This is a genomic window from Streptomyces capparidis (assembly GCF_054782095.1).
The window spans coordinates 1-26,023 of record NZ_BAAGTD010000027.1 but is presented as its reverse complement, the minus strand read 5'-3'; the positions used below and the strand labels follow the sequence as shown (position 1 = coordinate 26,023).

At 69.3% G+C, this 26,023-nt stretch carries 21 protein-coding genes and 5 pseudogenes; 15 read left to right on the top strand and 11 right to left on the bottom strand.

Annotation, left to right across the window (positions count from 1 at the left end; genetic code table 11):
• Window positions 1–407 precede the first annotated feature (407 nt).
• Both ACYVO2_RS21740 and ACYVO2_RS21735 read left to right on the top strand, forming a co-directional pair.
• Window positions 408–911, top strand: coding sequence for a hypothetical protein (locus ACYVO2_RS21740; protein WP_461009594.1), 504 nt, complete (start codon window positions 408–410; stop codon window positions 909–911).
• 1,125 nt (window positions 912–2,036) lie between these two features.
• Window positions 2,037–3,038 (top strand): helix-turn-helix domain-containing protein, encoded by a 1,002-nt coding sequence (locus ACYVO2_RS21735; RefSeq protein WP_461009593.1) that lies wholly within the window; start codon window positions 2,037–2,039, stop codon window positions 3,036–3,038.
• Window positions 3,039–3,341: 303 nt separating this feature from the next.
• Here the strand turns inward: ACYVO2_RS21735 and ACYVO2_RS21730 are convergent, their stop codons facing one another.
• Window positions 3,342–3,704 carry a peptidase inhibitor family I36 protein gene (locus ACYVO2_RS21730; protein WP_461009592.1) on the bottom strand — a complete coding sequence of 121 codons (363 nt, stop codon included), beginning with the start codon at window positions 3,702–3,704 and terminating at the stop codon, window positions 3,342–3,344.
• A gap of 446 nt (window positions 3,705–4,150) precedes the next feature.
• Between ACYVO2_RS21730 and ACYVO2_RS21725 the strand changes: the two genes are divergently transcribed.
• Both ACYVO2_RS21725 and ACYVO2_RS21720 read left to right on the top strand, forming a co-directional pair.
• Window positions 4,151–4,684: a DciA family protein gene (locus ACYVO2_RS21725; RefSeq protein ID WP_461009591.1), complete on the top strand. Its 534-nt coding sequence runs from the start codon at window positions 4,151–4,153 to the stop codon at window positions 4,682–4,684.
• 333 nt (window positions 4,685–5,017) lie between these two features.
• Window positions 5,018–5,773 carry a DUF5131 family protein gene (locus tag ACYVO2_RS21720; protein WP_461009590.1) on the top strand — a complete coding sequence of 252 codons (756 nt, stop codon included), beginning with the start codon at window positions 5,018–5,020 and terminating at the stop codon, window positions 5,771–5,773.
• Here the strand turns inward: ACYVO2_RS21720 and ACYVO2_RS21715 are convergent.
• Both ACYVO2_RS21715 and ACYVO2_RS21710 read right to left on the bottom strand, forming a co-directional pair.
• Entirely contained in the window at window positions 5,760–6,863 is a 1,104-nt protein-coding gene (locus ACYVO2_RS21715) for a three-Cys-motif partner protein TcmP (RefSeq protein WP_461009589.1), read from the bottom strand. The genes ACYVO2_RS21720 and ACYVO2_RS21715 overlap by 14 nt on opposite strands.
• 169 nt (window positions 6,864–7,032) lie before the next feature.
• The gene (locus ACYVO2_RS21710) at window positions 7,033–7,215 is read right to left on the bottom strand and encodes a hypothetical protein (RefSeq protein ID WP_461009588.1); all 183 of its coding nucleotides are present in this window, start codon (window positions 7,213–7,215) and stop codon (window positions 7,033–7,035) included.
• 197 nt (window positions 7,216–7,412) lie between these two features.
• Between ACYVO2_RS21710 and ACYVO2_RS21705 the strand changes: the two genes are divergently transcribed.
• Window positions 7,413–8,726, top strand: a complete 1,314-nt coding sequence (locus tag ACYVO2_RS21705) for a helix-turn-helix domain-containing protein (RefSeq protein WP_461009587.1) — start codon at window positions 7,413–7,415, stop codon at window positions 8,724–8,726.
• Here the strand turns inward: ACYVO2_RS21705 and ACYVO2_RS21700 are convergent.
• On the bottom strand, window positions 8,710–9,243 hold the full coding sequence (locus ACYVO2_RS21700; RefSeq protein ID WP_461009586.1) for a hypothetical protein: 534 nt from the start codon (window positions 9,241–9,243) through the stop codon (window positions 8,710–8,712). The two genes, ACYVO2_RS21705 and ACYVO2_RS21700, sit on opposite strands and share 17 nt — an antisense overlap.
• Before the next feature lie 23 nt (window positions 9,244–9,266).
• Between ACYVO2_RS21700 and ACYVO2_RS21695 the strand changes: the two genes are divergently transcribed.
• The 5 genes and pseudogenes from ACYVO2_RS21695 (at window position 9,267) to ACYVO2_RS21675 (ending at window position 12,311) form a co-directional block, all read left to right on the top strand.
• Window positions 9,267–9,428, top strand: a complete 162-nt coding sequence (locus ACYVO2_RS21695) for a hypothetical protein (protein WP_461009585.1) — start codon at window positions 9,267–9,269, stop codon at window positions 9,426–9,428.
• Between the two features lie 170 nt (window positions 9,429–9,598).
• Window positions 9,599–10,228: pseudogene (locus ACYVO2_RS21690) on the top strand (DciA family protein); the annotation flags it as partial.
• Window positions 10,229–10,408: 180 nt separating this feature from the next.
• Entirely contained in the window at window positions 10,409–10,654 is a 246-nt protein-coding gene (locus ACYVO2_RS21685; RefSeq protein ID WP_461009584.1) for a hypothetical protein, read from the top strand.
• Complete coding sequence (locus ACYVO2_RS21680; protein ID WP_461009583.1) at window positions 10,651–11,226, top strand: RNA polymerase sigma factor; 576 nt, start codon at window positions 10,651–10,653, stop codon at window positions 11,224–11,226. The genes ACYVO2_RS21685 and ACYVO2_RS21680 overlap by 4 nt, the downstream gene beginning before the upstream one ends.
• Entirely contained in the window at window positions 11,223–12,311 is a 1,089-nt protein-coding gene (locus ACYVO2_RS21675) for a hypothetical protein (RefSeq protein ID WP_461009582.1), read from the top strand. Before ACYVO2_RS21680 ends, ACYVO2_RS21675 begins: the two co-directional genes overlap by 4 nt.
• Before the next feature lie 364 nt (window positions 12,312–12,675).
• On the opposite strand, the gene ACYVO2_RS21670 is transcribed toward ACYVO2_RS21675, so the two are convergent.
• The gene (locus tag ACYVO2_RS21670; RefSeq protein WP_461009581.1) at window positions 12,676–13,893 is read right to left on the bottom strand and encodes a hypothetical protein; all 1,218 of its coding nucleotides are present in this window, start codon (window positions 13,891–13,893) and stop codon (window positions 12,676–12,678) included.
• A gap of 1,943 nt (window positions 13,894–15,836) precedes the next feature.
• On the opposite strand from ACYVO2_RS21670, the gene ACYVO2_RS21665 reads away from it, so the two are divergent.
• Window positions 15,837–16,682: a hypothetical protein gene (locus tag ACYVO2_RS21665; protein ID WP_461009580.1), complete on the top strand. Its 846-nt coding sequence runs from the start codon at window positions 15,837–15,839 to the stop codon at window positions 16,680–16,682.
• A gap of 226 nt (window positions 16,683–16,908) precedes the next feature.
• Window positions 16,909–17,433 (top strand): annotated as a pseudogene (locus ACYVO2_RS21660) (DciA family protein); the annotation flags it as partial.
• Between the two features lie 107 nt (window positions 17,434–17,540).
• On the opposite strand, the gene ACYVO2_RS21655 reads toward ACYVO2_RS21660, so the two are convergent.
• From ACYVO2_RS21655 to ACYVO2_RS21645, 3 genes are all read right to left on the bottom strand, one after another.
• Window positions 17,541–18,002, bottom strand: a complete 462-nt coding sequence (locus ACYVO2_RS21655) for a hypothetical protein (RefSeq protein ID WP_461009579.1) — start codon at window positions 18,000–18,002, stop codon at window positions 17,541–17,543.
• 150 nt (window positions 18,003–18,152) lie between these two features.
• Window positions 18,153–18,842: a hypothetical protein gene (locus tag ACYVO2_RS21650; RefSeq protein WP_461009578.1), complete on the bottom strand. Its 690-nt coding sequence runs from the start codon at window positions 18,840–18,842 to the stop codon at window positions 18,153–18,155.
• Window positions 18,843–18,853: 11 nt separating this feature from the next.
• Window positions 18,854–19,051 (bottom strand): hypothetical protein, encoded by a 198-nt coding sequence (locus tag ACYVO2_RS21645; protein ID WP_461009577.1) that lies wholly within the window; start codon window positions 19,049–19,051, stop codon window positions 18,854–18,856.
• 266 nt (window positions 19,052–19,317) lie between these two features.
• Here ACYVO2_RS21645 and tap point away from each other — a divergent pair.
• A pseudogene (tap, locus tag ACYVO2_RS21640) lies at window positions 19,318–20,868 on the top strand (telomere-associated protein Tap); the annotation flags it as partial.
• Here tap and ACYVO2_RS21635 read toward each other — a convergent pair.
• Window positions 20,868–20,942: pseudogene (locus ACYVO2_RS21635) on the bottom strand (ATP-binding protein); the annotation flags it as partial. The pseudogenes tap and ACYVO2_RS21635 sit on opposite strands and share 1 nt — an antisense overlap.
• 200 nt (window positions 20,943–21,142) lie before the next feature.
• Here ACYVO2_RS21635 and ACYVO2_RS21630 point away from each other — a divergent pair.
• Entirely contained in the window at window positions 21,143–22,366 is a 1,224-nt protein-coding gene (locus tag ACYVO2_RS21630) for a PLP-dependent cysteine synthase family protein (protein WP_461009576.1), read from the top strand.
• A 173-nt stretch (window positions 22,367–22,539) separates the two neighbouring features.
• Here the strand turns inward: ACYVO2_RS21630 and ACYVO2_RS21625 are convergent, their stop codons facing one another.
• A complete protein-coding gene (locus ACYVO2_RS21625; protein WP_461009575.1) occupies window positions 22,540–23,016 on the bottom strand; it encodes a choice-of-anchor P family protein in 477 nt (158 codons plus the stop codon).
• Window positions 23,017–24,267: 1,251 nt separating this feature from the next.
• Window positions 24,268–25,203: pseudogene (locus tag ACYVO2_RS21620) on the bottom strand (IS5 family transposase).
• 14 nt (window positions 25,204–25,217) lie between these two features.
• Between ACYVO2_RS21620 and ACYVO2_RS21615 the strand changes: the two are divergent.
• Window positions 25,218–25,847: a class I SAM-dependent methyltransferase gene (locus ACYVO2_RS21615; protein ID WP_461009574.1), complete on the top strand. Its 630-nt coding sequence runs from the start codon at window positions 25,218–25,220 to the stop codon at window positions 25,845–25,847.
• Window positions 25,848–26,023 lie beyond the last annotated feature (176 nt).

Sequence of the window (26,023 nt, the reverse complement as noted above, 5' to 3'; positions counted from 1 at the left end):
AGCCGCTCGTACTGGCTGCTGGCCGGCGCCCGGTCGCCCCCCGCAGTGTCTGCGGCCCGGTCTGCCACAGCGAGAGGAGGACCGGGATCAGCGAGCGGCCGGAGGGCCCCTGTCACCTGCGGTCCGCTGGCCTCGACAACTGCGGCTGACGACAAAGTCCTCCGCGAGTGCGGGCCGCTCGCCCACCAGCGGCGCCCTTTCCGTCCTCGGCAGCCTCGGCTTGGCCGCCACCACCAGCGGTCCTCGCCGGGAACCGTCCTCCACCCGGTCGCCGTCCCTGGCGATGTCGACAACAGTCGGCCGTAGCGCCGGGAACACCGCAGTGCTCATAGGTCCCAGCAGAAGACCGTACAAAACGGTCCGTCGCCGGGTGGTTCTCGCCGCTCTGCGCAGGAACGATGAGAGGCATGTCGAGCCAGGAGGAGCAGCGGCGGGCAGCGGCCCGGTGGTTGGCCGGGCGTACGCATGAGGTGCGGCGTGTGGACGGGGGCTGGTGGCGGCGTGAGCTGCTGCGCCGGGTCAGTCGGGGCCGTCTGGGGCAGCGGAAAGACTGGCCCCGGATTCCCCGGCTGGCTTCGCCGTGGCAGGACACGGTCGCGGTGGAAAGGGACGGCTGGCGCCTGCGCGCAGCCAACCTGGAGGGCGAGGACCACGTGTTCAGCGTCGAGTACCGGGTCTGTCGCCGGTGCCGGCTCGGCTGGGTCGAGCAGCCCTGGACCCCCGAGCCCTATCGGCGGTGCGGGCTCGCCTCCGCAGGCTTGGTCGCTCTGCGCAGGGAGTATCCCGGGCTGTCCTGGCACACCCTGGGCGGGCACTCCCACGACTCCCGCGGCTTCTGGACGGCGGTCGGCGCTGGCGTGCCAGGCGGCTACCAGCAACGCGAGGTATGCCCGCACGTTCCCAGCGGGTAGGAGCCCGGGCACGTTGCCCTAGTGTCCTGAGACCTTGATCTGCCGTTGGTTCGGGTATGGGACGTCCTGGGCCGAGGCTGGCTGAGTTGGTGTCGTCCGATCACGAGTAGCGGGTCCTGCTTCAGTGGGCGAGGGCGGTACACCGGCAAGAAGCCAGCCGCGCTGACGGCGAGGACGGCCTCCACGACCGCCGACACTCAGGGCAGGGCCTGCGCACAGGCATCGTGGGTCTCCTGAGCCACATATCATTCGCTACCGCTCTATAGGTGTCGGTGGGAAGCGAAAGTGCTGGCGGAGACCGGTGGTGAGGACCGCGTGCGGGACGCGGTGGGCTGGCTGGTGGCCCGCGGCCTGGATCCAGCGCGAGGCTTCGCCGACCGCCAGTACGACGACGGGAGCCAGCTCGACACCGGCACCACCTGCCCGACCTGTACCACCGTCGTCAGCGACCGCCAAGCCCCGCCTCGCGGCCAAGGTCGCCGTGGCCATGCCCGGCGCCCGACGCCGCCGCTCGCCGGATCGCGTTCGAGGACCGCCTGCGGCGCGAGACGGCCCGGGCGGCGGCGGACCCTGGCACAGCACCGCGAGCAGGCCGCAGCCGAGCGCACCCGGCGCCAGGCTGCCCGGGGAGGAAGCTCGCCCGCGCCGAGGCGAAGTGCGCGGCCGCAGCCGCCACCGAAGCCGCTCGGCGCCAGTTGCCGTGCGAGGACTACGGCCGGGAGCAGGCAGCCGGGTTGTCTGAGGCGCGCGGCTACCGACGCCGGACCGAGGCCCTGATCGGCGAGGCCGGGTTGGTCACGGCGACCTGGTCGGTCGCCGCTCTGTACGATCCGGCCGCCTTCGTCTCCGTGACTGCCCAGGTGCAGGCGAAGGTGAAACGCGAGATCGCCGCGGCCAGTAAGGAGTTCCTGGCGAGCATCCGCGGCCCGGGCCGGTCCTCGGTTGCCGTTGCTGCGTCGCGCCTCTTGGCTTCCCCTCCGACTACTGCCGTTCGTCCCGGTCGTAGCGTTCCACCTGGTTATAAGCCCGCTCGTCTGTGGACTGGCCTAAGAGTCGCTGGACCGTGCAGGAATCCGCGTGGCACGTTCGAAACCGGAAGAGTGATCGGTAGATCGGGGTACCGGCATGATGGTGAAGGAGTTCAGCACGCAGATCGTGGCCGCGCAGGAGCGGTTCGCCATGTGGGAGGAGTTTCAATCCGCATCGCACATGCGCAGCATCCTGAGCAGCAAGAACCAAGACGACTTCTGCGCCAGGATGCGTCTTCTGTCCTTGGGCGACGTGCAGATCTCCGCGCTGGCTCATCCGCACTTGAAAGTCGTGCGCACATCTCGGCTGGTGAGGCAGGGCGATCCCGAGGTGTACCACGTGCACTTCCTGTTCTCGGGCCGCGGACACCACGCCCAGGACGGACGGGACTCCGGCCTCCGCTCGGGACAGCTCGTCGTCGTGGACAGCAGCCTCCCCACGGTCGGTGAACTGCACACCACCGCAGGCGGTTGGTCCTCGATCATCGCCCGCCTTCCCCGCCGCTTGCTGCCTCTGCCCGACAAGACGGTGCGACGCTTGATCGCCGTCCCGATACCAGGGCACCACGGCATGACCGGAGCGCTGTGCCGCTGGCTGACCGACCTGCATACCCGTGCGTACGAGTTCACCCATGCTGATGCCCCCGCCCTTGCCTCGGTGACCACCGACCTGGTCGCCTGCGCCTTGGCCCGCCATCTCGACTCCGAGGACGCTATGCCCGCCGAGGCACGCAGGCGGGCGCTGTGGTTGCGCATCCGAGCCTTCATAGAGCAGCACCTGTCCGATCCCGGTCTCACCCCCGACGCCATCGCCGCCGCCCACGGAATCTCCACCCGCCACCTGTACCGGCTCTTCGAAGAGAACGACCGCACCGTGGCCGCGTGGATCCGCCACCGCCGCCTGGAACACTGCCGCCACGACCTCGCCAACCCCCGACTTCGCGGCCGTTCCGTCCACTCCATCGCTGCACGCTGGGGCTTCACGGACCCGGCACACTTCAGCCGCACTTTCCGCGCCGCCTACGGCACCTCGCCCCGCGACTACCGGCACGCCATCTGGGCGAGTGCTGTGCAGGAAAGGAACGGCATGCAGAGATAGCCAAGCTGGCCACGGTGCTCTCCCTGGAACCGGACGCGTTCGCAGGCACCGGATCACCCCGCTCAACCCGACCTGACGACCCCGCGCGGTACCCGAAGCTTTCGGACCCAGGATTGGGGAACCTGGGCCGATCTCGCCACACTGTCGCAGGCGACGGTGGGGCGCAGCCTGCGGGCGCCTCGGCGATCCGGCCAATGGCCCACCAGGACCGGTCGGCAGCGTGGCGAGCCCCCAACGGCCGCGACTGCTGATTTCGGGCGACCGTTGAGGGCTTCCAGTCCCAGCGTCGTACTCGCGAGAACGTCAGCAGTTGCCGTCGGTGCGTGCGAGATACACCGACTTGCCCGTGATGTTCCCGTTCTGATGGCCGGAATCGATGCAGAACGCACCGCCGCTGCCACCCGTGCCTATGGCAATGGCGGCGTCGTGGCCGCGATTGTTGTAGACGGACTTCGCTGTGAATCGGAGGTTCTGCCAGTAGCCCTCGTCCTGGAACTGCAGCTTCTCTCCGAATCCGCCCGTCTGGCTGTAGACGCATAGCCAACCAGACGGGCAGTTGTCGTAGGCAGCGATCGTAGCGGTCTGGGCTGTTGCGGCAGGGACCGCCAAAACAACGCCCATTGTAGTGGCCGCTGCGACAGCGGCCCATCTTGTCTTCTTGAGCACTCGGGCTCTCCTCCGTCGGTGGGACCGTGCACTAGGAGGATGTCGGGCTTGCCGCGACGAGTCGTTGACTATTCATGCACTCCTACTGACGATTCTTGCCTGCCCTTTCCGGGGGCGCCCACTCGCCGCATCCCTGCTGCAGAGATCGGCCTGGCCGCCCTCCTCACCCACCGCCGCCTCCCGGGGCGATCCGGCCTGCTGACCACGCCGAGCGCATCAGCGCCTTTCCCGCATACCCGTACGACCAGCCGATCAGCTCAGTCCGCAGGCCTCATCGATGCGGTGGGCGTCGGCTCTGGTCGTGGCACACGGACCTGACGGCCCTATCGTTGGGCGCATGCCTGCCCCTGAGCGGGGGCGTCCTCGCGTGTCGGGCCCTGATCGCAGCCGGGGGGCGGCGAAGAACAACGGTTGCCGCTGGGGCAAGCCGAGGCGGCGGACCGGCGGTGGTGAGGGGCGACGGCTGTAAGCCGCTCGGGCTCGGTGCCGCGATCACCCTGATGATGACCGAGCGCGGCATGACCGCTCCGGCTGCCGGCGGCAGCGTCCTCGCCCAGTGGGACGACATTCTCGCCGCCGTCGCACCCGAGCTGGCCGGGCATGCCCAGGCGGTGGCGTTCGACGCGGACACCGGCCGGCTGGACGTCGCCCCGGACACGCCGGCGCACGGCACGAAGCTGCGTTGGATCGCGCCGCGGTTGATCGCAGCCGCCAACGAGAAGGCAACGGGCGCGAACGTCCGCAGCGTGCACGTCCTGCCGCCCGCGCCCCGCACTGCCGCGCCTGCCGCCACAGCGGCACCCGAACCGCAGGCCGCTGCCGCGCCGACCGGGCCGGCGAAGACCCGCGAGACCGCCTTGGCTGGCTATCGCCTCGCGCTCGCGGCCCTGCGGACTGCCGCGCCCGACCGCTACCCCGACCTGGCGATCGGGCTGCGATCGACCCCCAGGTCCTCCTCGAGAAGCTGCACGCGAAGGTGACTGCCGAGCAGGGCAGCCGCGCCCGGGCGCTGCACCGGGCCCGCTGAAGAGGGTCGACTGGCTTCCCGAGGTCCTGGCGTGCTCGGGGCACGCCCCGCGGGTGGTCGGCGGGTGCGCTGTGCCGGGGTCAGTTGCGCCGAGAGGCCGTGTCGTCTGCTTTGTCCCGTAGTTGCCGCCCCAAAGAAGGGGTACGCATGTTCTATTTTGGTGGTTCGGTCGCAGTCGTACGGAGCCGATGGTTGGATGTCGGTGTCCGGTGGCTCTACGCCTCGTTGGACACGCAGCAGACCGCGGCTGCGAGGATCGCGGCCGCGGCATATGGAGGGGTGCCCGGTGAGTGACCGCAGCGCGATCGAGTGGACTGAGGCCACCTGGAATCCGACGACCGGGTGTGACCAGGTTTCGCCGGGGTGCGACAACTGCTACGCCATGACGCTGGCCAAGCGCCTGAAGGCGATGGGGCAGGAGAAGTACCAGAATGACGGGGATCCGCGGACTTCTGGGCCGGGCTTCGGCCTGACGGTACATCCGGATGCTCTGCGGATCCCGTACGGGTGGCGCAGTCCCCGGACGGTGTTCGTCAACTCGATGTCGGACCTGTTCCATGCGCGGGTGCCGCTGGACTTCGTGCGGCAGGTCTTCCAGGTCATGGCCGAGACACCGCAGCACACCTACCAGGTGCTGACCAAGCGCGCTCGGCGCTTGCGGCAAGTCGCCGGGCAGCTGGAATGGCCGGCGAACCTGTGGATGGGGGTGTCGGTGGAGAGTGAGAGGGAGCTGTCCCGGGTTGACGACCTGCGCAAGGTTCCTGCCGCGGTGCGGTTCCTGTCGTGCGAGCCGTTGCTCGGGCCGCTGGACAGCTTGGACGTCACCGGCATCCATTGGGTGATCGCGGGCGGTGAGTCCGGGCCGCGGTTCCGCCCGGTGCAGGAAGAGTGGGTGACCGGGATCCGCGACGTCTGCGCGGAGGCCGGTGTGGCGTTCTTCTTCAAACAGTGGGGCGGTCGCACCCCTAAGACACTCGGGCGGGAGCTTCAGGGGCGCACCTGGGATGAGATGCCGCAGCGGCAGCCTGTCATCGCAGGCTGATCACGCTGGCCTTGGTGAGACGGCCGGCGGGCACGATCAGCTGGCCGTCTCGGTCCAGGGCCTGGACGGCCTTCTTCGCATCCCGGGTTCGCCACTGCGAGGTCTCCAGCAGCAGCCACTGCTCGAGTTGCTCCAGGGTGGCGGGTTCTTGGCGCAGACGCTGCTGCACCAAGGTCAGCAGCTCCGGGTCGACGATTTCGCCTTCGTCCCACAGGGAGCCCTGCCCCACTGGTATCGCGTTGCGGACCCGGGGGTCCCGGAAGCGCATGCCGTCGCTCTTGTCGACCTTCCACATGGCGTCCTTCATCACCTCCACACCGCGGGGGTGCTTGGTGCCGAAGACCAGGTACAGCGGTAGCCCGGTCTTCGGGACGACCTGGAACTGAAGGCGGAAGCCGAAACCGACGCGCTCCAAGGCCTTGCGGTAGCAGTCCAGCCACGCCCGCCACATCTCCTCGCTGTCCCGTGTGGCTGCCACGTGAGTCCAGAACTGACGGCCGCCGAACACGCCGTCGACGATGTCCTCGTTGAGCTCCTTGCGACGGCTGAACCAGTTCGGGCCGAAGGTGACGATGACCTCGCTGGCCGGGTTCTCAGCGATGCGGCGCATCACCGTGAGGGGGGTGTTGACGTTACCCCAGCTGTCGAAGACCCCGAGGATCGGCTGGCCCCATGCCTTCAGTTCGGTCAGGATCCGCTCGCTGTCATGGCCAGCCTCCCCCTGCCGCACCTCCACCCGGACGGGCAGCTGGTCAAGCGGCCCAAAGTTCGCATGCAGCTCGCCGACCAAGTGCTCGTAGCACGCGCGGTCCCTTTCAATGAAGATCAACTGCACGCGTTCCCGGGACAGGCCCATCTTGTGCAGGAGGTTGTGATTCAGCAGCCCACGGAGATTGAACACCGGTGAGCCTTCCTCACCGCCCTCGTACCGGCCCGGCCCGGCGAACGCATCCAGGAACGTCACCTTCGACCAGCTGCGGCCGGTTCGGGCGCTGGGCTGAAGCAGGATCGGCCACCAAGCGTCGAAGTAGCTCTTGTACAGCCGATGCTTGGCAGCCGTCGCTGGTTCCAGGCGCCACAGAACACCCATTCTGCCCCCCTGCGCAATGCGATGTTGGACAGATTGTCCGCTGTTTGGCCACTTGGCACTAGACCGCGTTCTGGACGATCAACCGAAGCGGCGCGGTTCGGCGACTCGCTGCGAGACTGATGCGCCAACGCCCGATCGGGGCACGCGGAGCACCTTCGCGGGCGCGGGGCTAGGGTCCTCGGTGGTTGATCGCGCCCCAGGCCAGGCCGGCCACTGTGGTGCCAGCCAGTACCGCGTTGCCAAGTTGGGGACTGCGGTAGGTCATGCAGCCGGTGACGACGGCGACGGCGAGCAGCAGGGCGAGGAAGACGGCCTGCTGTTTGCCCCTGGGGCTCATGGTGCTTCTCCTCACGCTCTATGCTCCCGGCCAAGTGCCTGGCCGCGGAGCGGGTGTGGTCGCGGGAAGCGAGGGGGCCGACGTGGCCGTCGCCTCCCGGCTGGCGGTACCAGCCTCGGGCCAGGCGGTCGTGTCGGAGAACCGCGACAGTCAGTTCTCGGGGCAGCGATTTTCCAGGGGTCTGTTGCGATGTCGCGTTGAGGGGGAGAGAAATGGTGGAACACGCAGGCAGGCCTTTACCGACGCCAGGACCGAAGCGGGCGCAGCAGGAGTTCGCCGCGCGGTTGAAGGCTCTTCGGAAGGCCACCGGGTTGAGCCAGCGGGATATGGGCGCGATGCTGAGGCTGAATCACTCGACGATCTCCGCCTATGAGAAGCCTGACGGCCGGATCCCCGATCTGGAATACGTCGACAAGCTCCTCGCCGAGGTGGGGCGGCACAGCAACGTGACCCCGGAGGTCCTGAAGGACACACGTGACGCGTACGGAAGGCTCCTGAGGGAGCTGTGCGCCGGGCAGGGGGATCCCGGGCGGACGCATCAATATCGCCAGATGCTGCGGATCTACGAGCTCACCATAGAACTGGAACGCCTGATGGACGAGCTCGGCGACGTCCGAGCACGCAGACAACAACTCGAGGCGGAGCTGGAGCGGCTGAGGGAGACGGCCATCGCGCCGGACCGGCAGCGGGAACTGCAAGCGGCGGTGATGCAGCTTGATCGGCGCAGCACGGAGCTGGTGCGGTCCCGCAACACCGTCCTCTCCCACCTCGACGCCAGCCGCAAGGCGGCGCAGTCCGCGCCTGGCAACCGCATCGTCCCTGTTCCGGCCGGTGGAGGGCCGCACCAGCCGCTCTCGGGTATGTCGCACCCCCGCGACACCGGACCGCAAACAGCCACTGTGGCCATCGTGGCGGCCGCCGTGGTCACCACCCTGCTGGGCTCGCTACTGATCTACCGCCTCACCGACTCCGACACCGCAGACAAAGCTGCACCCCACGCTTCTGCGAGTGCATCGCCAAATCTCCCTCCCCCTTCCTCGCCTCGACCCGAGAGCAGCACGCCGAAGCCCGTTCCTTCCAACAAGGCACCGTCGACCCCCGAACGTCCCATCTCTCACAACCTGGTGGCCCTGGAAGCAGAAGACGGCTCCCATGACATGGTTCCGGGAGAGTGGCGTCTGGCAGGCCGTGACTATCCAAACAGCCTCTCCGCTGGCTGTGGATTAAGTGACTCTGTTGTCATTACTGAATATGCCCTGCGCGGCGAGTACGAGCGCTTCACCGCAACGCTGGGAATCGTTACCGAGCCGCATGACGCGGATGCCGTTGGCACCTTCCGTATACGCATCGACGGGAAGTTGATTAACTCCTGGACCGTCACGCGCAGTAAGCCCGTGAGTGTCGATATAAAGATCTCGAATGTAGAAATACTCACGCTTGAAGCTGTCGACATAGTCGGTGACCCCTTCTACTGCAAGGTTGATAGATTCATTTGGGGAGACCCCAAGGTCAGTAAGAAGGTATGAGAGCATCAGCGACATCCTGCTTGGGAGGCTGAGCCCCCGTCCGATCGGCACACAGCGCCCGCACCAGCGAGCCGGCCACCTGCCCAACCGCGACGCCGACGGTGCCGGGCAGCGCCAGCGCCTGGGCGACGTCGGCGAGCGCGGACTGCATCTGCTGCGGCAGCGCGGCACCGGCGCGGCCGCGGCGGGCCAGGTAGTCCTCCAGCGGCTCGCCGGGGTGGTTGTGCTCCCAGTAGCGGCGCAGCGCCACGTCGAAGGCGGGCAGGGGCCGTCCGAGCTCGGCGAGCGCGATCCGGATGGCCAGCACGAGGTGTTCGAAGTCGGTGCCGGCGGAGCGGGCGAGGTCGATCCGCACCGGCACCAGGCGCTGGGACCAGGTGGGCGCGCCCCACTGCGCGGGCCTGCGCCCGCCGTGCGCGAGGGCGGCTTCGAGCGTGCGGGACAGCGTGGTCTTGCCGATGCCGCCGACCCCGTGGAAGACCAGCACGTTGTCCCGCGGCGCCTCCAGGTCCTCCACATCGAAGCGAGGAGGTTCTCGTCATGCGCGCGGCCGCGCAGAAGGACCCCGCCCTGGTCACCCAGATGATCGAGTGGCGCGGCGAGGCCTGCGCGCGGCGGCTGTTCACCCACGCCCTGGTCGACCAGGTCCTGCGGCTGCGCGAGACCACCGCCGTACGGCTGCACACCTGGGAGGCGGTGTGAGCGCCTCGACCCCGCCCATGTCCGGCGCCGACCTGGCCCGCGTTGCCCTGTAGGCCGCCCGCGCGGCCGCCGCACAGCAGCCCGCCGACCCCAGCCGCGGCCCCGGCCGCAGTGGGCGTCGCGCCGCCCGGCGGCGCGACGCCCGGGACCCGGTCGGGCTCGCCGCCGCGGTCACCGGCCTGATGGCCGACCGCGCCTGGGAAGCCCCCGCGGCCGCGGGCAGCGTCATCGACCAGTGGGCCGACATCGCCCCCGAACTGGTCGGCAAGGTCCAACCGGTCCACTACGACACGGCCACCGGGCGGCTGGACCTGCTGCCCGCCTCCACCGCCTACGCCACCCAGCTACGCCTCCTGGCCCGCCAGATGGTCACCCGGATCAACGCCGCGACCGGCAGCACGACGGTCCGGGCGATCCGCGTCCTGCCACCCGGACCCGCCACCGGTGCGACCACCCCGGGCCCCGCCCCGGAGGCTTCGGCGGCCGCGCCCAAGGCGCCGGTGAAGACCCGGCAGACGGCATCGCCCGGCTACCACCGAGCGCTCAACGCCCTCCAGGCCACCAAACCGAACCGCCATGCCAACCCGGCGATCCAGGCCGCGATCGACCGCCAGGACCAGGCGCTGCGCGCCCGCCGCGAACCCGAGACCGCCTTCACCGACGGCCAGGCCCTGCTCGAGCATCTGCACGCCAAGACCGCCGCTGAGCAGGACGCCCGGGCCTGCGCGCTGCGCCGCGCCCGCATGGAGAAGAAGGCCGGCGTGCTGCCCGAGGTGCCCCGCGTGTGCGGCGCGGCCTGACAGTTCTGTTTCCGAACCGCCCGAACCGGCGGGCACGGAGGCCTGGTGAGCAGACGACAAGAGGATGAAAGCTCGCCGGAAAAATCTTCGGCCCCGCGTTCACGATCAAGGCTCTCTCCGCCCCTTAGCTCATGACCGGCCAACTGGCCGCGCCCGTTTGGGGGAAGAGGGGATGTTCCGATGGACCCGGCCACGATCGTCGTCGTCTCGATCGTTACCGCCAAGGCCTCCGCGCTACTGGCACTGTGGCTGCGCCTGCGTTGTCAGGCTCGCCGCGAACAAGACCGGCACCACTACCTTCTCGGCATCACCGATAAGGTGGTGGCCGGCGGCCAGGTCAAACTGGACGACCAGCACCGTGACGGCCACCGTCTGCGTGTGACGATCTTGCGCACTCCGGTCCATGGGGAGGACCAGGCAACGTGAGCCCTCACGACGCGGCAGACGGCACCGACCGTTCATCCACCGCACCCACAACCGCCGGCCCGCCCGGCCAACGCCCCAGCGCCCGGCAGCAGACGGACGACGAGTTCTCCGCCTTCTACCGCGCACACATCCGCCCCTTGGTCGCATTCCTGATCAACCACGGTGCCGGCGTGCAGACCGCCGCAGACATCGCGCAGGAAGTCATGACCGACGCCTACCGGAGGTGGACCGACATCACTCACCCCAAGGCGTGGGTCCACACAGCCGCATCCCGCGCCCTCGTCCGCAAAATCGCCTCCGTCGAAGAACCCGTCGAAGAAGTACCTGAACCCACATCCCTGCTGGCCCGCCCCGACGCCATCGCCGAATGGGAGACCCGGCACGACGTGCTGCCCCTGCTGCGCAGCCTCCCGCCGAGGCAGGGACAGGTCCTGGCCTGGACCCTGGCCGGCTTCACCCCCACCGACATCGCCGACCGTCTCGGCCTGACCGCTGACAACGTACGCGCCAACCTCATGAAAGCCCGCCGCGCCGCGGCCGCCTACCGCAACGCACGGGAGGAGGAACAGTGAGCGACCACCGAGCACATGACCATCTCGACCAGGCCGTGGACCACTGGCTCACCCAGCACCAGCACGCCCTGACCGACGCGCTGGACGACATCCTCGACATCGAGGCCGGGCTGCGCGAGATCCTCATCCACTCCCGCCACGACACCGCCGTGGACGACCTCGACACTGTCCTCGATGTCGAAGCCGGACTCGCCGCCATCCTGCCTCCCACCCCTGCACCCGCCGACCCGCCCAGCACACACGGCATCCGCCAAGACCACGCAGGCGCACAGCAACTCCCCCTGCTCAGCCCCGCAGACCGCATGACCCTGCGCAACCACCCCCACGTCAAAAGAGCCAACCAAGCCCAAGCCCGCGCCCGCGCCCGCCGCCTAGGCCGCGTCCTCGCCCTCGATCTCACCCGCGATCTCGCCCGCATCCTCGCCCGCGATCTCGCCCTCGACCTCGACCTCGCCCTCGACCTCGCCCGCGATCTCGCCCGCGATCTCGTTCGTGACCGAGATCTCGCCCGTGCCCGCGCTCTCGATCTCGACCTCGTCCGCGCCCGCGTCCTCGCCCGCCGCCTCGACCTCGACCGCGACCACGCCCGTCTTCTCGCTTGCGCCCGCGTCCTCGCTCGCGGCCTCGACCTCGTCCTCGCCCGCAGCCTCGCCCGCGACCGCGACCTCGCCCTCAACCTCGCCCGTGCTCGCGACCGCGCCCTAGATCTCGTCAGCCTTTTCGACCTGGAGCTCAACCTCGACCGCGACCGCAACTTGGAACGCGACCTTGTCCGCATCGTCTTTGACATCCATGCTGCCGAGGTGCGCCGGGCCATCGGTGTGGCGCTCCGCCGGGAGCCCCCTGAGATCGACGAGGCCTCGCTGCACACGCTCTTGGATGACTTCACCACTGCCGACCTGAGCGATACCGACCTGACCGGTATGGATCTCAGCGGAGTGCACTGGTCGGAACGCGGCACGCAATGGCCGCCGGCCCTCGACGTCGAAGATCTCAAGGCCCGCTCCGAGGAGACCCCGCCCGGCAGCGGGACGTGGACCGTCCGTTCCGGAACCACAACCATCCGTGACCTCGTTGGACTGTGAACCGCAGCAGCCCGTGGATCGCCGAGCGCGGGCCAGACGCGGCGGCATCGACCGAAAATTCCACCACACCACAGCGACCGTCGCTCCCCTCGCTGCGCTCAGGTCGATCTCAGAGCAGGCGTTCGGGGAGCGGTCACCGTGACCGCTCCCCGAACGCCTGCTCGAAGTTCCTGTTCGGCCCTCGGCGCTTGAGCTGCTGTACAGGCTTGCGCGACAGGCACCGACGCCCTGGCGGCCGCTGGCAGGCTCGGCTGCGCGCACCTGCCGCGGTGTACAGCAGCGGCGCCGCACCCAGGCGAGGATGCGGCACCGCTGCGGCCGGACGGCCGACGATGTCAGCAAGGTGATGGGGGCGCGCCCTGTGCTACCCCGTGGTGTCCGGGCCCGGGCGCGGGGCCTGCGGCTCGGTGGGTCCGTCGGGCTCATCGGCCTTGGCGGTGATGCCGTCGTCGAGCACGATCTTGGCCGGAGCGAGGTTCGGCCCGCTGTGGACGGCGGTGAGTTGGGCGGCGACGCGCTGGTACAACCGCATCGCCAGCGCCCAGTCGGCGTCCAGCTCCGTGGCGGTGTGCTGCTGGGTCTGCCACAGCTTCACCAGCACCGCGATCAGCGACCGCCCCGACAGCGCCGTCCTCACCCGCCCGTGGTCGACGTCCTCGACCTTGCGCGGCATCCGGAAGTGCGGGTGGTCGGCTGCCCTGGCGGCGACGAACTCCCACATGTCCGCATGGCAGGTCACCTCCACCGAGGACACACCGGCCGCCCGCAGCAGCAGCTCGGCGTGCGCCCGGCGCACCGCCTCACCCGGCATGGCGTCGACCTCCTGGCCGCTCGGCTGCCCCGCCTCCTGCCCGGATCCGGCTCCCTGCGCCGCCACGTTCCCGGCCGCGGTCGGCTGCCCGGCGGTGCTCTCCGCACCGGCCTCGCCCTCGGGCTCGGTCGGGAGGGAGGTCGGCCACCTCGCCTCCTTCGGCCACATCCTCGCCGCGGCGGCCTCCGCCGCCCGCCGGTTCAACTCCTCCTCGGAGCTCTCGCCGCCCCCGGCGTTCCCGGTGCTCTCGGTGTTCTCCTCGTCCGGCTTCGGGTCGTCCGGCTCGTATCCCGACTCGTGCGTCATCGTCCCCTCCTGATGGTGAAAACCCCGCTCGTCGGCGGAGCGTGCGCGGTCGGACTCCGCCGCGGCCTCCCGCGGCGTACCCGCCCCTCCCTCATCACCGGCCGCCCACCACGACTCCGCCCCCGGACCCGGACCCGCCTCAGCGGCCTCCGGCCGGCTGCCCGCCGCGTCGCCCCCGCCGCCCGCGGCCGCCGAGGGCCCGGCGGCCGCCGAGCCGGATCCTTGGACCAGGTGCGTGTCGAGCAGCTCACGGGTGGCAGCCAAGCGGCTCAGCAACTCCCGGTCGCGGCGCTGAAGCTCCTGATGCTCGCGGTGCAGCGCATCCGCCTGCTGCGCGATGGTCTTTAGCACCTCCTCGCGCGTCTGCTGCACGTCCCGGCGCAGGGCGGGCAGTTCGGCGACGGGACCTTCCAGCGTTTTGTGCACCTCATCGACGAAGCCCTTCAGCTCGTCGACCTTCTTCAAGGTTCTCGACTTCGGCCACCTCATGTAGCCCCCCACTTGCACAGCGTCATGTCCGGGCTCATCCTCCCCAGCCGGAACCACCGCAACGCGGACGTTTTCCGGCCACCCGGCCCCAGCAGCGGGACCCGTCTGGCGCCGCCTCACCTCTCGGGCACGCCCCCGCCCACCAGGCCGCCGACGACGCCCGGGCCCGCGCCGCGCGGTACCTCCTCGAGGAGCGGCTGGAGCAGCTGCGCGGTCGCCGCACCGGACGCCCCCGGACTGCCGCACCGGCCCCCGCCGCGGTTGCGGTCCCGGACATGGGCACAGACCGCTTCGTCCCGTCTGGGACGCCGCAACCGGAACCGCGGCGCTGCACGGGCTGGGACGGCACGCCGTGCGACCGCCCCGCACTGGCTGCCCGCACCGTGTGCGCCCGCCACCGCATCCAGCAACTCGCCACTGAACAGCAGGCAAGCTGACACGCCGTGCTCACGGGGTCCACCCGCCTGGCAGGCCGCGGACGCCGAGGCGCGGCCGGAGTGCAAATCCCCGCACCCGCGGGGCCGACGAGTGACCCGCCCGAGCCAGGTCGTGTCCTGCGGGCCATCCCCGCATCTGCGTGGCCGATGGCGCCGTCGCGGTGGCGGCAACACGAGGGTGGGGATCACCCCTACGGCATCAGCGTCGAGGCGTTGGTGGCGGCCTGCGGGCGCGGGGATGGCCCCGGCTTCACCACCAGCCTGGGCCTCGCCGACCCCCGCCGTACAAGGTCTCTCGGATCCGCTGCGACTGAGCGTTGACGACTGCGGCACGAGACGGAGCTGGCGGCCATGGACCGGGCGCGGCGCCGCGAGCAGGCCGCGGCCGAAAGGCCGGCGCCAGGCCGCCGAGAGGAGGCCGAACCCGCGTCGAGGCTTGGCGCGGGACCACCGGACCTGTCCGCCACTCATGTCACCGGCCGGGCGCACGATCCTGTCCGGCGAGCGAATGCAGGTCCACTCCCGGGGTGAGTGTCCCCTGTTCACCGGGGACGGCGTCGACCTGGTTGTGCGGGCCCCTCACGGATCGCCCTGACCGGGCCGCAATGGCGCCTGCCAAGCCGATCCTGCTGCGGCCGGCCCACGGTGACCTGGAGCCGGATGGCGGGCACGTCCAGAGGGTGTCCGGCCGCATCGCCCTGCCGTCCCAGCGCCTGGATCTGCTTGCCGCCCCCGGCCTCACCGCGGACCAGGCCCTCGCCGCGGCCGCCCCTGGCCTACCCCCGCCGGAACGCTCTTCGGCAGGGGCTGCTGCGCGCCGCCCCGGCCGGCGTGCTGCACGCGCCCCCCGAACCCCAGTCGCTGATGCTCGACGAGCCGAACCGACAACCTTCACCTGGTCAGCCAGGCGCACCTGGTGAGCGTGCTCTGCCGCACATTCCCGGCGGCCCCGCTGCTCCTGGGCTGCCCAGAGGGTCTCCAGCCGCGCCCCTCCGTATTCGTGCACGGCAGCCCAGCGGCGACGCCCCATTCGCGCCGCGACCGGCGACCCGAGCCGTCCAGGGTCGTGGGCCATCAACAGCTACGTACGCAGCAGTACGTGATCGTCATGATGACGTCATGCATCCAGGCACTTTGTCGCACTGTCCAGCGCAAGTCCCGGACAGTCTCCGACCGCGCAGGAGAGGATCTGAACACCCGTCTGCTATCGGCGGGCGGAGCGCCGGGGTCGCAGCTGCGGATCCCGCAACCGGATGAGCCTGCACACCAGGGGGACCGTTGAGCACCAGCACGAACTCGAGTGAGGACGACGGGCAGGGTTCCGCTTCCAGTCAGAATGCCGACTCGGTGTCCCGGCAAGAGCCTGATCGACAGGGTGGCCAGACGTCTCAGCTTCAAGCTTCTCTTGATCTAGTCACAGACCTTGTGAGCCCGGGCGGTGTCGACACCGGACGAAGCAAGAAGAGGATCTGGGCAACGCTGATGATCGGCATCATCGGCGGAATTATCGGAGGATTTCTCGTCTCTCGACTGGACATATCCCTGAATACTGACGATGCGGTGAGGAAGGAGGCGCAAGTAGCCGACGAACTGGATGAAGAGAAGCCAGCCATCGATGCCAAGCTCCGGTATGCGCAGTGGGGCGAGTTCGATCCAAGGGACCGCACATGGACGTTCAGCGAGAAGCTGAGCGGTGTCGATATTGCCCGCATAGAAGAAGCCGGGAGCGATCCCGAACGACTCGCCAAAGTCTTGCGTGAACTGGGCGCACAGGAGGCCGAGGGAGCGGAACACCTCGACAAGAGCGGACACAGCTCTTCCGCTATGACGCTCACGCTTTCCAGCGAAAGAGAAAAGCTAGTCACCGTCACGGACATTTTCGCCGAGAAGATCAAGTGTTGGGAATCGAAAGCCAAGGCGACGATCGTTTGGGGAGCTGGCGAGGGCTTCCCTAGAGATCATATCGTGTTCAAATTGCACAAATACGATATCGGCGAAAAGATCCCAGCCGTCGCGGAGAAGTTCAAGGATGAGGCCGGGAGTGCCGAGACGATTGGTGAGATCGTTGAAGAGCCGTTCCTGAAAACTCGCGGCATCGCGCTCCAGAAAGGACTGCTACCCTCGGAGTTCTCCATTGATGCCGACTCTCACATCGGATGCGAATGGGCGCTCAAGGTGAGCTACGAAGTGCAGGGAAGCAGCAAGAAGGAAACGCTTGCCGTCAAGGGCCCGGACGGGCGCAACCCGAGGTTTTCCCTAGCTCCAATCGGTCAAAATGTGCAGGTTCTTTATTGGAATTCTGAAGGGCGCTTGCTTCAAGCGCAGTAAGATCCGGCCGATACGGCTGGGAGGGCAGTTCCCGACGGACGCGTCCCACGTCCATAATTCGTTAGACACTAGCCTTTCGGCAGCGCGGTAGGGAACTGCACCCTGTGTCCAGCAGCTCTGCGGCGCGGACGACCAGCCGGGGCTGGTGCTGGAGGACTGACCCGCGAGAAGGTACTCGTCGTGCGGCGGCGCGACGCCCGGGACCCGGTCGGGCTCGCGGCAGCGGGCAGCGTCATCGGACCAGTGGGCCGACATCGCCCCCGAGCTGGTCGGCAAGGTCCAACCGGTCCACTGCGACCCCGCCACCGGGCGGCTGGACCTGCTGCCCGCCTCCACCGCCTACGCCACCCAACTGCGCCTCCTGGCCCGCCAGATGGTCGCCCGCATCAACGCCAAGACCGGCAGCACCACGGTGGGGGCCATCCGCGTCCTGCCACCCGGACCGGTCACCGGCGCGACCGCCCCGACCCCCGCCCCGGCGGCCGCAGCGGAGGCGCCGCTGAAGACCCGGCAGGCGGCATCGCCCGGCTACCACCGCGCGCTCACCGCCCTCCAGGCCACCAAACCCGACCACTATGCCAACCCGGCGGTCCAGGCCGCGACCGACCGCCAGGACCAGGCCCTGCGCGCCCACCGCGAACCCGGGACCGCGTTCACCGACGGCCAAGCCCTCCTCGAGCACCTGCGCGAGAAGGCCGCCGGCGAGCAGGACGTCCGGGCCCGCGCACTGCGCTGCGCCCGGATGGAGTAGGCCGGCCTGCTGCCCGAGGTGCCCCGCGTGTTCGGCGCGGCCTGATCCGCAGCGAGCAGGGCATCAGCCGCCGCGGCGGACGTGCCTGGCCTTGGCGGGGGGCGGGGTCATGGGGCGTTGGTGGCGAGCGTGTCGTCGATGAGGACTTCCGGGTCGGGGTCGTCGGCGCTGCGGGCCTGCTTGATGCGGCCCACGGCGGGGGCGAGGGCGTCGTAGACGCGGCGCGAGGCCGCCTTGTCGTCGTACTTGGGGCCACCCCATCCGGCATGGGCGTGCTTGTCGAGCCGCTTGAGGTAGGACACGAGCTGGGTGCCGGACAGATCGACGCGGACCAGGCCCCGCTCGCCTCGCTCCCCGGGCAGCGGCAGGGACGTGACCTTCTCAAGGTCCTCCGGACAGGTCTGTTTCCACAGACTCTCCGGGAGTACCAGCGACAGCCGGGCGATACCCGCGGCCTTGGTGAGCCGGTCGTCGTGGCCGGGCGGGGACTGCGTGGCCATGCCGCAGCCGGTGACGAGCACGGCGCAGGTCACGACGCTGACGGCGAGGGACTGGAATCGGCTGAACACGGCGACAGAATGGCGCCGCGCCGGAGGCGGAGAAGGGCGTTTGCCCGGAAGCGACCGAATCTGCCCACTGCATGACCAAGCCTGCGCATGGACGCCGTTCAGCAGGTCGGCGCCCGCTTCCCTGCAAGAGTCGGAGCCGCGAGCCGCGCCTCAGCCGTCCGCGCTGGCGCTCCTGCGTGCCCACTTCGCCTGGCGGTCCAGTACCGCCACTGTGCGCCGCTTCACGGTGCGCACCGCCTCCTGCGGATCACGTCCGAAGTAGGTGCCGAGCGTCTGGGTCACGTCCTCGAACGTGCCGAGTACGGCGAGTGTGGCGGCAGTGATGATGTCGGCACTCGCGCGGAAAGCGGGTGTGCCGTCATCCTCCAGGCCTGCTGCCTGCTGGATCAGCCACAAGGTGCTGTGAGACGCGCCGGAGGATGTCCGGTACCAGGAGGGGACCTGGGAGGGGCGGTCCCGCACCGCGTCCACGAAATTCAAGGCCAGCGCAGCAGCGGATTCCTCCAGGCGCACGCTGACCACCCGGTTCCCCTTCTTGCCGTGCTCCAGGGTCATGCCTGCCGAGGCCACGACCCCACTGGCCTTCTCCCATGCCGCCTCGGCTTCGGGCAGGGTGATCGTGGGATTGAACTCCCTGGCCGCGGTGAGGTGCTGCTGAACACCGCCCAGCCACGCGGCAGCGATCCGCGCGGCCCGCTCCTCGCTACTGAGATCAGCGCCGTACATGTGGCAGACCCGAACAGCACCCTCCTGCACCACACGCGACAACGACGCACACGGCCACACCGACACAGGCTCACCAAGGAGCGTTCGCTCCATGGCCCGGACGTGATCCAGCACGTTCCCCAGCGTCAACGTCGCGTTCCAGGCGGCCCAATTGAACAGCCGGCGGCGCGCCGCAGCGTCTTGTGGTGCGAGCCCTTCACCCAGGCCTTGTCCTGCGCAGCCAGCCCGGCACTGTCCCCGATGAGCTCCTCGAGGAAGGTCTCCAACGACCCCCGCGCGTTCTTCAGCGTCCGGGCCGCCTGGTCGACGACCTCCTTCGGCACACCCTTGTACGGACCATCTCCTCGGTACTCACTCCGAGACGGTATGACGACGACTCAACTAATGGCCAGAGCATTCGCTGCGCGCAAGGGAAGCCTGAGTCACCTCTGAACCGCTGCGGCGTCCGGCGGCAACGGTCGCGGCGGCTGACGAGCACTGTGGGGATACGTGGGCGGAGATCAGCAGAGGACGACGCCCGCTCAAAGCGTGTGTTTCATGTACGTTCCAAGTGTGTTTACGCTAGTATCCGGGGTGAGGAGGGAGCCCCATGCCCAGCAAGAACGAACAGCAGGACCTGTTCGCGGCCGTGGACGCGCTGCTGGAGCAGGCCGCTGGTTCGCTGCCGCCGCCAGCGGAGCGGGCGCGGCTGCGGGAGGCCGCGAGTCTGACCCAGGCGGAAGTCGCCCGGGCGCTGAAGGTGCGTCGGGAGACGATCGCGGAGTGGGAGGCGGGCCGGAAGGAGCCGCGGCCGCCGAAGCGCGCCGCCTACATCCGGCTCCTGGAGGGCCTGGCCGCCCGCTACCCCGCCCCACCCGCCACCCCGGTCGAAGCTGCCCCGCCGGTTCCGCAGGCCTTCACCGGCCCGGTGACCACCGTGAACACGCCGCTGCCCGCGCCGGTTCCGGCGCCGGGTACCGGGCCGGGCGAGGCCTCGCCCGAGCCGAGCTCCCGCCCCGCGACGACGACCAGGACCACGGCGAGCACCCCGCCGAAGTCGGTCCCGGCGCCGTCGTCGCGCCGTCCGGCCGGGCGGAAGGCAGCGCCCGCCCCGACTGCCCCGGTCCGCGGTGTGCCGGTGGACCCGCGGTTTCCCAACGGGCCGTTGGGCGTGCTGGACGGCGACGGCACCGTGTACTGCGCGGGCGGCACGCTGCTGGAGTGCCCGGCGACCACGATTCCCGCGCTGGTGGAGTGGGCCTTGTCCGAGGCCGGCCTGGGCACGCCGCGGCTGCACCGGCACGGCAAGGACTCCGACCCCCTCATCGTCCTCACCGCCGCCGCAGCCGAGCGGTTCGGGCTGCCCCTGGTGCTGGAGGACCGGCGGGGGCTGCGGCTGCCGGGCGACCACAAGGTCGTCAAGCAGATCACTCGCGCGAAGTGGCAGCTCACCCAGCGCGGCTTCGGCCCCTGGGCGCGCGTGTACCGGCCGGTGAAGGACGGCGGCCCCCGGCAGTGCGTCCAGTTGGCCGTGCTGCCGTGGGACGCGCTCGACGCCCGCTACTGGGGCGACGCCGCCGAGCTGCCGGCGCCGGAGCTCGCCCGCGTGCTGGCGACCTACGCGGCCCGGGTGATCACCCCGCGCGGCTCGGCCGCGGTGCGCGGGCTGGAGCTGATGAGCGCGCTGCGGCCGCCCACCCGCGCGGTGCACGACGAGACCGGCGGCTGGACCTCGGGACCGAACGCCGGCGCGCTGGTGCGGCCGATCGACCCGGCGCCCCCGGAGGCCCCGCCCGAGCACCCGGTCGCCCAGGGCTGGACCGGTGGGTTCCTCGATGAGGAGGCCTGCCAGTGGGTGCGCGACCCGGAGCTGCTGGAGGACGCCGAGTACCTGCTGCCGTACGCGGTCGGCATCGACATCAACACCGCCTACCTCGCCGCCGCCGCCCGCCTGGTCGTCGGCCTCGGCGAACCCGCCCACGTGCGCCGCCCGGTGTTCGACAAGAAGGTTCCCGGGTGCTGGCTGGTGGACCTGTCCGGCATCGAGCTGGACCCGCGCCTGCCGTCGCCGTTCACCCCCTCCGGCCACCGCCCGGAGGGCCCGGCCTGGTACGCGACCCCGACCGTGGCCTACGCCGCCGAGCTCGGCGCGGACGTCCGGTCCTGGTCGGCATGGAGGACGAAGTGCCGGACCGGAATGGCGTGCTGGGCAAGGCCGGAGCTGATCTCGCGCCAGGGCGGGCGGCGACCTCCAGCGGTCGGCGTCGTCAACTCAGCCGCGTACCGTCATCGGATCGGCGGATGATTCCTTATCTGACCTCTATTTGTCAACTAAGCGTGTGACATCGGCACATCACGTCCTAGGTTGGCTTGTGGCTGACATCCTTAGATGAGGACGGTTCAGCCTCCCAGCCGCCATCGAGCAGGAGGTCGACGTGACAGTGCCAGAACTCGAGGTGCTGCCTTACGAGGCGGAGATGACGCACGGCGCGTCTGCATCGCCGGGTCCGGCCATGGAGGCCGTTGATGAGACGTCTGGTGCGCAGGACCTCGACAACAGGCACTACCAGGATCAGCGGACGTGGGTGGCCGAACGCGTAACCCACATTCTGAAGATGCCGCACACGCCGACCCCGCTGCGGGAGATCAGGCTTCCGACTGCACTGACTGGGATGAAGCTGTATATCAAGGACGAGACGGCTCACCCGTCTCAGAGTCACAAGCACCGGCTCGCCGAGGCCCTGTTCCTCAACGCCCTCGCCAACGGTTGGCTGACCAGCGGCCATCCCGTCGTGGAGGCGTCCAGCGGGTCCACCGCCATCTCCGAGGCGTGGTTCTGCCGTGAACTCGGCCTGCCCTTTCTCGCTGTTGTCCCGGTGGGTACCGCGGGCACTAAGAAGAAGAAGATCACCGAGTTGGGCGGGAAGATCAAAGAGGCACCTGGTTCCGCAATCTCGGCCGTGGCCCGGAAGACCGCCCAGGAGACCGGCGGCCACTTCATGGACCAGTTCACTTACGCGGAGCGGGCCTACGACTGGCGTGGTAACCACGGCCTCGCAGCCGAAGTGATTGAGGCCGTGGACCCGGACTGGTTCGTCATGGGTGCCGGCACGGGCGGAACCGTGGCCTCCGTGGCCCGCCACGCCCGGTTCACGAACCGGAAGGTCAAGGTCTGCGTCACCGACCCGGAGAACTCCGCGTTCTTCCCCGGCTGGCGGGACAACAACCGGGCGGCGACCGCTCGGGGGTCTCGTATCGAGGGCATCGGCCGCCCCGTGGTCGAGCCCTCCTTCCTCTTTCCGCTCGTCAACCGGATGATCCAGGTTCCGGACCCTGCATCGATCGCCGCCATGAGGGTGGCCGCCGACCGGCTGGGGGTCCGGCCCGGGGCGTCGACCGGCACCGCCCTGTACGGGGCGTTGAAGATCCTTCACGAGATGCACGAACGGGGTGAGCGCGGCACGGTCGTCACCGTGCTGTGCGACCCGGGCGAACGCTATCTCGACACCTACTACGACGATGAGTGGCTGAGGCAGCGCGGAATCGATCACACCCCGTGGCTCCCGGTCATCGAGGACTTCCTCGACAACGGCGTCTGGGCCTCACCGACGACCTGGCCGGAGCCTTCGCCGCCGGCGGCTGTCCTGTGGAACATGTGACAGAGCCAGGAACGGACAACCCAACGGGCCTTCGGGGGAACGCGCCCCTGGGGCCCGTTGGGTAGCTGCCGCCTTCCGGCGCGAGCGCGCCGCACAGGTTCCCCGTACGTGATGGGTGTGCCCAGGGGGATCCGTTCAGGCTGCCGGCAGCCGTGTTCTTCGGCTCTTGCCACTCATGTCGTGGCGATGGGCAGGTGGGCACTGATGTGCCCGAGGCGCATGACTTCGTGGCCGCTGTGATCGAACAGGGCGACGGCAGTGACGTCGATGCCGGTGTCGTGGGACTGCTGCAAGTTGAGGATGGCCTTGCCGCCGTTGCCGAGGGAAACAGTGGTGTTGGGGGCGGGGGCCGTGGGCTGTCGCTCTCCGTTGACTGTGATCTCGTGGAACTTCAGATGCACTGTGGGGGCCGGCGTGTCCTCGTTCGTGGAAATGACGGTGACCTCGAGGCTCATGGCCGTGAGGGCGGCGACCAGCGGGGCGTGAGTGCCGGCTTGGACGGTGGCAGCGGTAACGGTCTCGTGCACGGTGCGAACGCCGCTGCTCATGGTGGTGGTGATGGTGCTCTCGCCTTGGGAGACCTGGACGGACTGGTTGTCGCCGTTCTTCAGGGGGTCACTGGTGATCGTGGTGCGCTGCGAGGCGACCACGGGCTCCCGATCTTCGTTTCTGGTGACAGAAAGACTGCTGAATGAGCACATGTGACAAGTCGGATGCCTCCCCTGTGACAATCAGGCTGCTTCGACTGTTCCCATCACCAGCTCATCCGGCTCCACTGGTGACAACTCCTGAGCTTCGGCTCAGGTGTCACGCTCCCCGCTCCCCGCCTGTGACCTGCTCGGACAGGGCCACGCCCGGGTGTTGCCAGGGAGCGTGACAGCGTGACAACCACCATCTCCGATCACGGATGGTAACGATCCGAGAGGCAGAGGGCCGGGGGACACTCCGGGGTGGCGGCCGGTGGTGGAGAAGCCGATGGGTGTGCGGTGGTGCGGGTGCGCTGGCGGGGGATGGTGTGTGGTGATGGTCGGTGCTGGTGGGGGTGCTGCTGCGTGCGGCACAGAATTGGGATCGTCCTGCCGGTTGCCGGTCGGGCGGCAGGCGTTGCCGGGAGGGAACGTTTCCCCTCGGGGGGAAAGGTGTACGCGCAGCCGTCGTCGAGCGCCTGGACGCTGGGCACGTCCCGGGGCTGCATCGGTAGCACCAGGTGAACCGGCTTGTTCCAGCGCGGCAGAACAAAACCGTGTGACCTGCGGGTTCCCCCTGCCCCGCGCTGCTGGTTCCCGGACGTTTCCCCTCCGGGGGAAGGATCTACGCCCCGGAGCTGGAGTTGCTGGTCACAGCGGTGCGCGTTGTCCCTCCTCAGCGTCCTTAATCAGGGTGTGAGCTGCGGGTTTCCCCCCAGGGAAGGGTGTATCGCCCTGCGCACGCGAGGACGGCGCCGCACGTGCGCTACGGCGCCGTCGGGTTCCCGAGCGGGGTGTTCAGCGGTCGAGGACGGAATGCACACGCGATTCCAGGGCGGAGTGGTTCAGTGGTCGCAGAAGGGTTGCACACGCAGTTTCCGGACGACCGCCCAGGGGCGCGTCGGCGTCGTCCACGGGCCTGCCGGGGGCGTTGCGACGCACGGCTTGCGGGGCTGAGCCGGTAGAACCATGCCGACCACGGCTGAGGCCAGTTCCGGCCAGCCGTTCTCGACGAGTCGGCCGATGCCGCGTGAGGCGCTGGGGGTGCTTGAGCCGAGCTGCTTGCGTCAGTCGCGACGCGGCGCACGGGTGCCCGGCGGGCAGGGCATCAAGTGTCGAGTGACGACGGTCCCGATTGCCGGCAGGTGGGCCGTCGCAGGCGCCTCGGGGCTTTGCGAGGCCGCAGTGGCAACTGCTCGGCTGGGCGCGTCGTCTCTAGAGCCTGTCTGACAAATGATCACCTGGCCGCTTCGCGGAGCCAGAGGATCAGGGAGGCCAGGATGACTCCTGCGCGGTAGCGGTCCGCGAGCTTGTCGAACCTGGTGGCGATTGCACGGAACTGCTTGAGGCGGGCGAAGCATCGTTCGACCACGTTGCGGTCGCGGTAGATCTCCGTGTCGAAGGCGGGTGGCCGGCCACCGCGGCGTCCCCGGCGTCGGCGGTTGGCCACCTGGTCACGGCGCTCGGGGATCGTGGCGGCGATGCCCCGACGCCGCAGCAGGTGACGGATGGCCCTGCTGGAATAGGCTTTGTCACCCAACACACGGTCCGGTGTCGTGCGCGGCCGGCCTGTGCTCACCCGCGGGATGCGGATCCCGTCAAGGACATCGGCGAACGCGGTGGCGTCGTGGGCGTTTCCGGGTGTGAGCACGATCGACAGCGGCAGACCCCGGCCGTCGACGGCGAGATGGATCTTGGTGGTTAGCCCGCCGCGGGACCGGCCGAGGGCCTGGCGCGCCTGCGAGTGGCCCGGATCTTCCAGTTCGTCCCCGACTGCGTCCCCCTTTTACGGGCGCCCGCGGCGTGCTGGTGGGCCCTGTTGACCGTGGAGTCGACGGCGACGGTCCACTCCACCCGGCCCACCGCGTCGTCACGGACCTGGACGTGTTCCAGCAGCTTCGCCCACGTGCCGTCGGCCTCCCAGCGGGCGAACCGCTCGTAGACGGTCTGCCACGGCCCGTACCGCTGCGGCAGGTCGCGCCAAGGAGCCCCGGTCCGCAGTCGCCACAGGACGCCGTTGACCACCTGCCGGTGATCACGCCACGGACGGCCGCGCCCGTCCAACTGCGGCAACAGGGGCTCAATTCGCTCCCACGCCGCATCTGTCAGTTCACCTCGACCTGCCACAAGATCAATTATCAGACCGGCCATATAGAGTCCTGCCCGTGGCGAATCATCAGGACGAGACCAGGGCGGCCTACGACGGAGTCGTCGAGCTGTACGCATCGCTGTTCGCAGACCGGCTGGAGACGCAGCCGTTCGGCAGGGCCATGATCGGCACCTTCGCCGAACTGGTGCGCGCTACGGGTAACCTGCGGGCAGCGGACGTCGGATGCGGACCCGGACATCTGACAGCCATGCTGCACGAACTGGGCCTGGACGCCTTCGGGCTCGACCTCTCTCCCCGCATGGTCGACCACGCCCGGCAGGCCCACCCGGCGCTCCTCTTCCAGGAGGCGCGGATGGAATCCCTGCCGATCGAGGACGGCGCGCTCGGCGGCGTACTGGCTCATTACTCGATGATCCACACCCCTCCGGGAGAACTGCCGGAGCTGCTAGCCGAGCAGGTACGCGTTCTGGCGCCAGGTGGTCTGCTCCTGGTCTCCTTCTTCGGGACCGACGGACAGGAACCGGTCCGGTTCGACCACAAGGTGGCGCCTGCCTACAGTTGGCCGGCGGATTGCCTCGCCGGACTGCTGGCGGATGCCGGGCTCGTTCCCTTCGCCCGGCTGCTCCACGATCCGGCCTCCGAGCGGGGCTTCCTCGACGCGCATTTGTTGGCCCGCCGCTCGTAGGTCCTGCCCGGAAATACCTGCCGGACTGCCGGCGTACCCCGGGGCTGCCAACTCGGCAGAGGTTCGCTGATCTAACGCGAATTGTCAGACAGTCTCTAGTACTGCAACGGTGTTTGCCGTGACTGTTGGCCAGCTCGGTCGTTGGTGTGGTCATGGGTGGGGACCTTGCTGATGTC

Excerpts from the sequence above, each read along its gene's own strand:
- ACYVO2_RS21740 (WP_461009594.1), top strand. The coding sequence starts at position 408 with ATGTCGAGCCAGGAGGAGCAGCGGCGGGCAGCGGCCCGGTGGTTGGCC.
- ACYVO2_RS21735 (WP_461009593.1), top strand. The coding sequence starts at position 2,037 with ATGATGGTGAAGGAGTTCAGCACGCAGATCGTGGCCGCGCAGGAGCGG.
- ACYVO2_RS21715 (WP_461009589.1), bottom strand. The coding sequence starts at position 6,863 with ATGGGTGTTCTGTGGCGCCTGGAACCAGCGACGGCTGCCAAGCATCGG.
- ACYVO2_RS21705 (WP_461009587.1), top strand. The coding sequence starts at position 7,413 with ATGGTGGAACACGCAGGCAGGCCTTTACCGACGCCAGGACCGAAGCGG.
- ACYVO2_RS21695 (WP_461009585.1), top strand. The coding sequence starts at position 9,267 with ATGCGCGCGGCCGCGCAGAAGGACCCCGCCCTGGTCACCCAGATGATC.
- ACYVO2_RS21685 (WP_461009584.1), top strand. The coding sequence starts at position 10,409 with ATGGACCCGGCCACGATCGTCGTCGTCTCGATCGTTACCGCCAAGGCC.
- ACYVO2_RS21665 (WP_461009580.1), top strand. The coding sequence starts at position 15,837 with ATGATCGGCATCATCGGCGGAATTATCGGAGGATTTCTCGTCTCTCGA.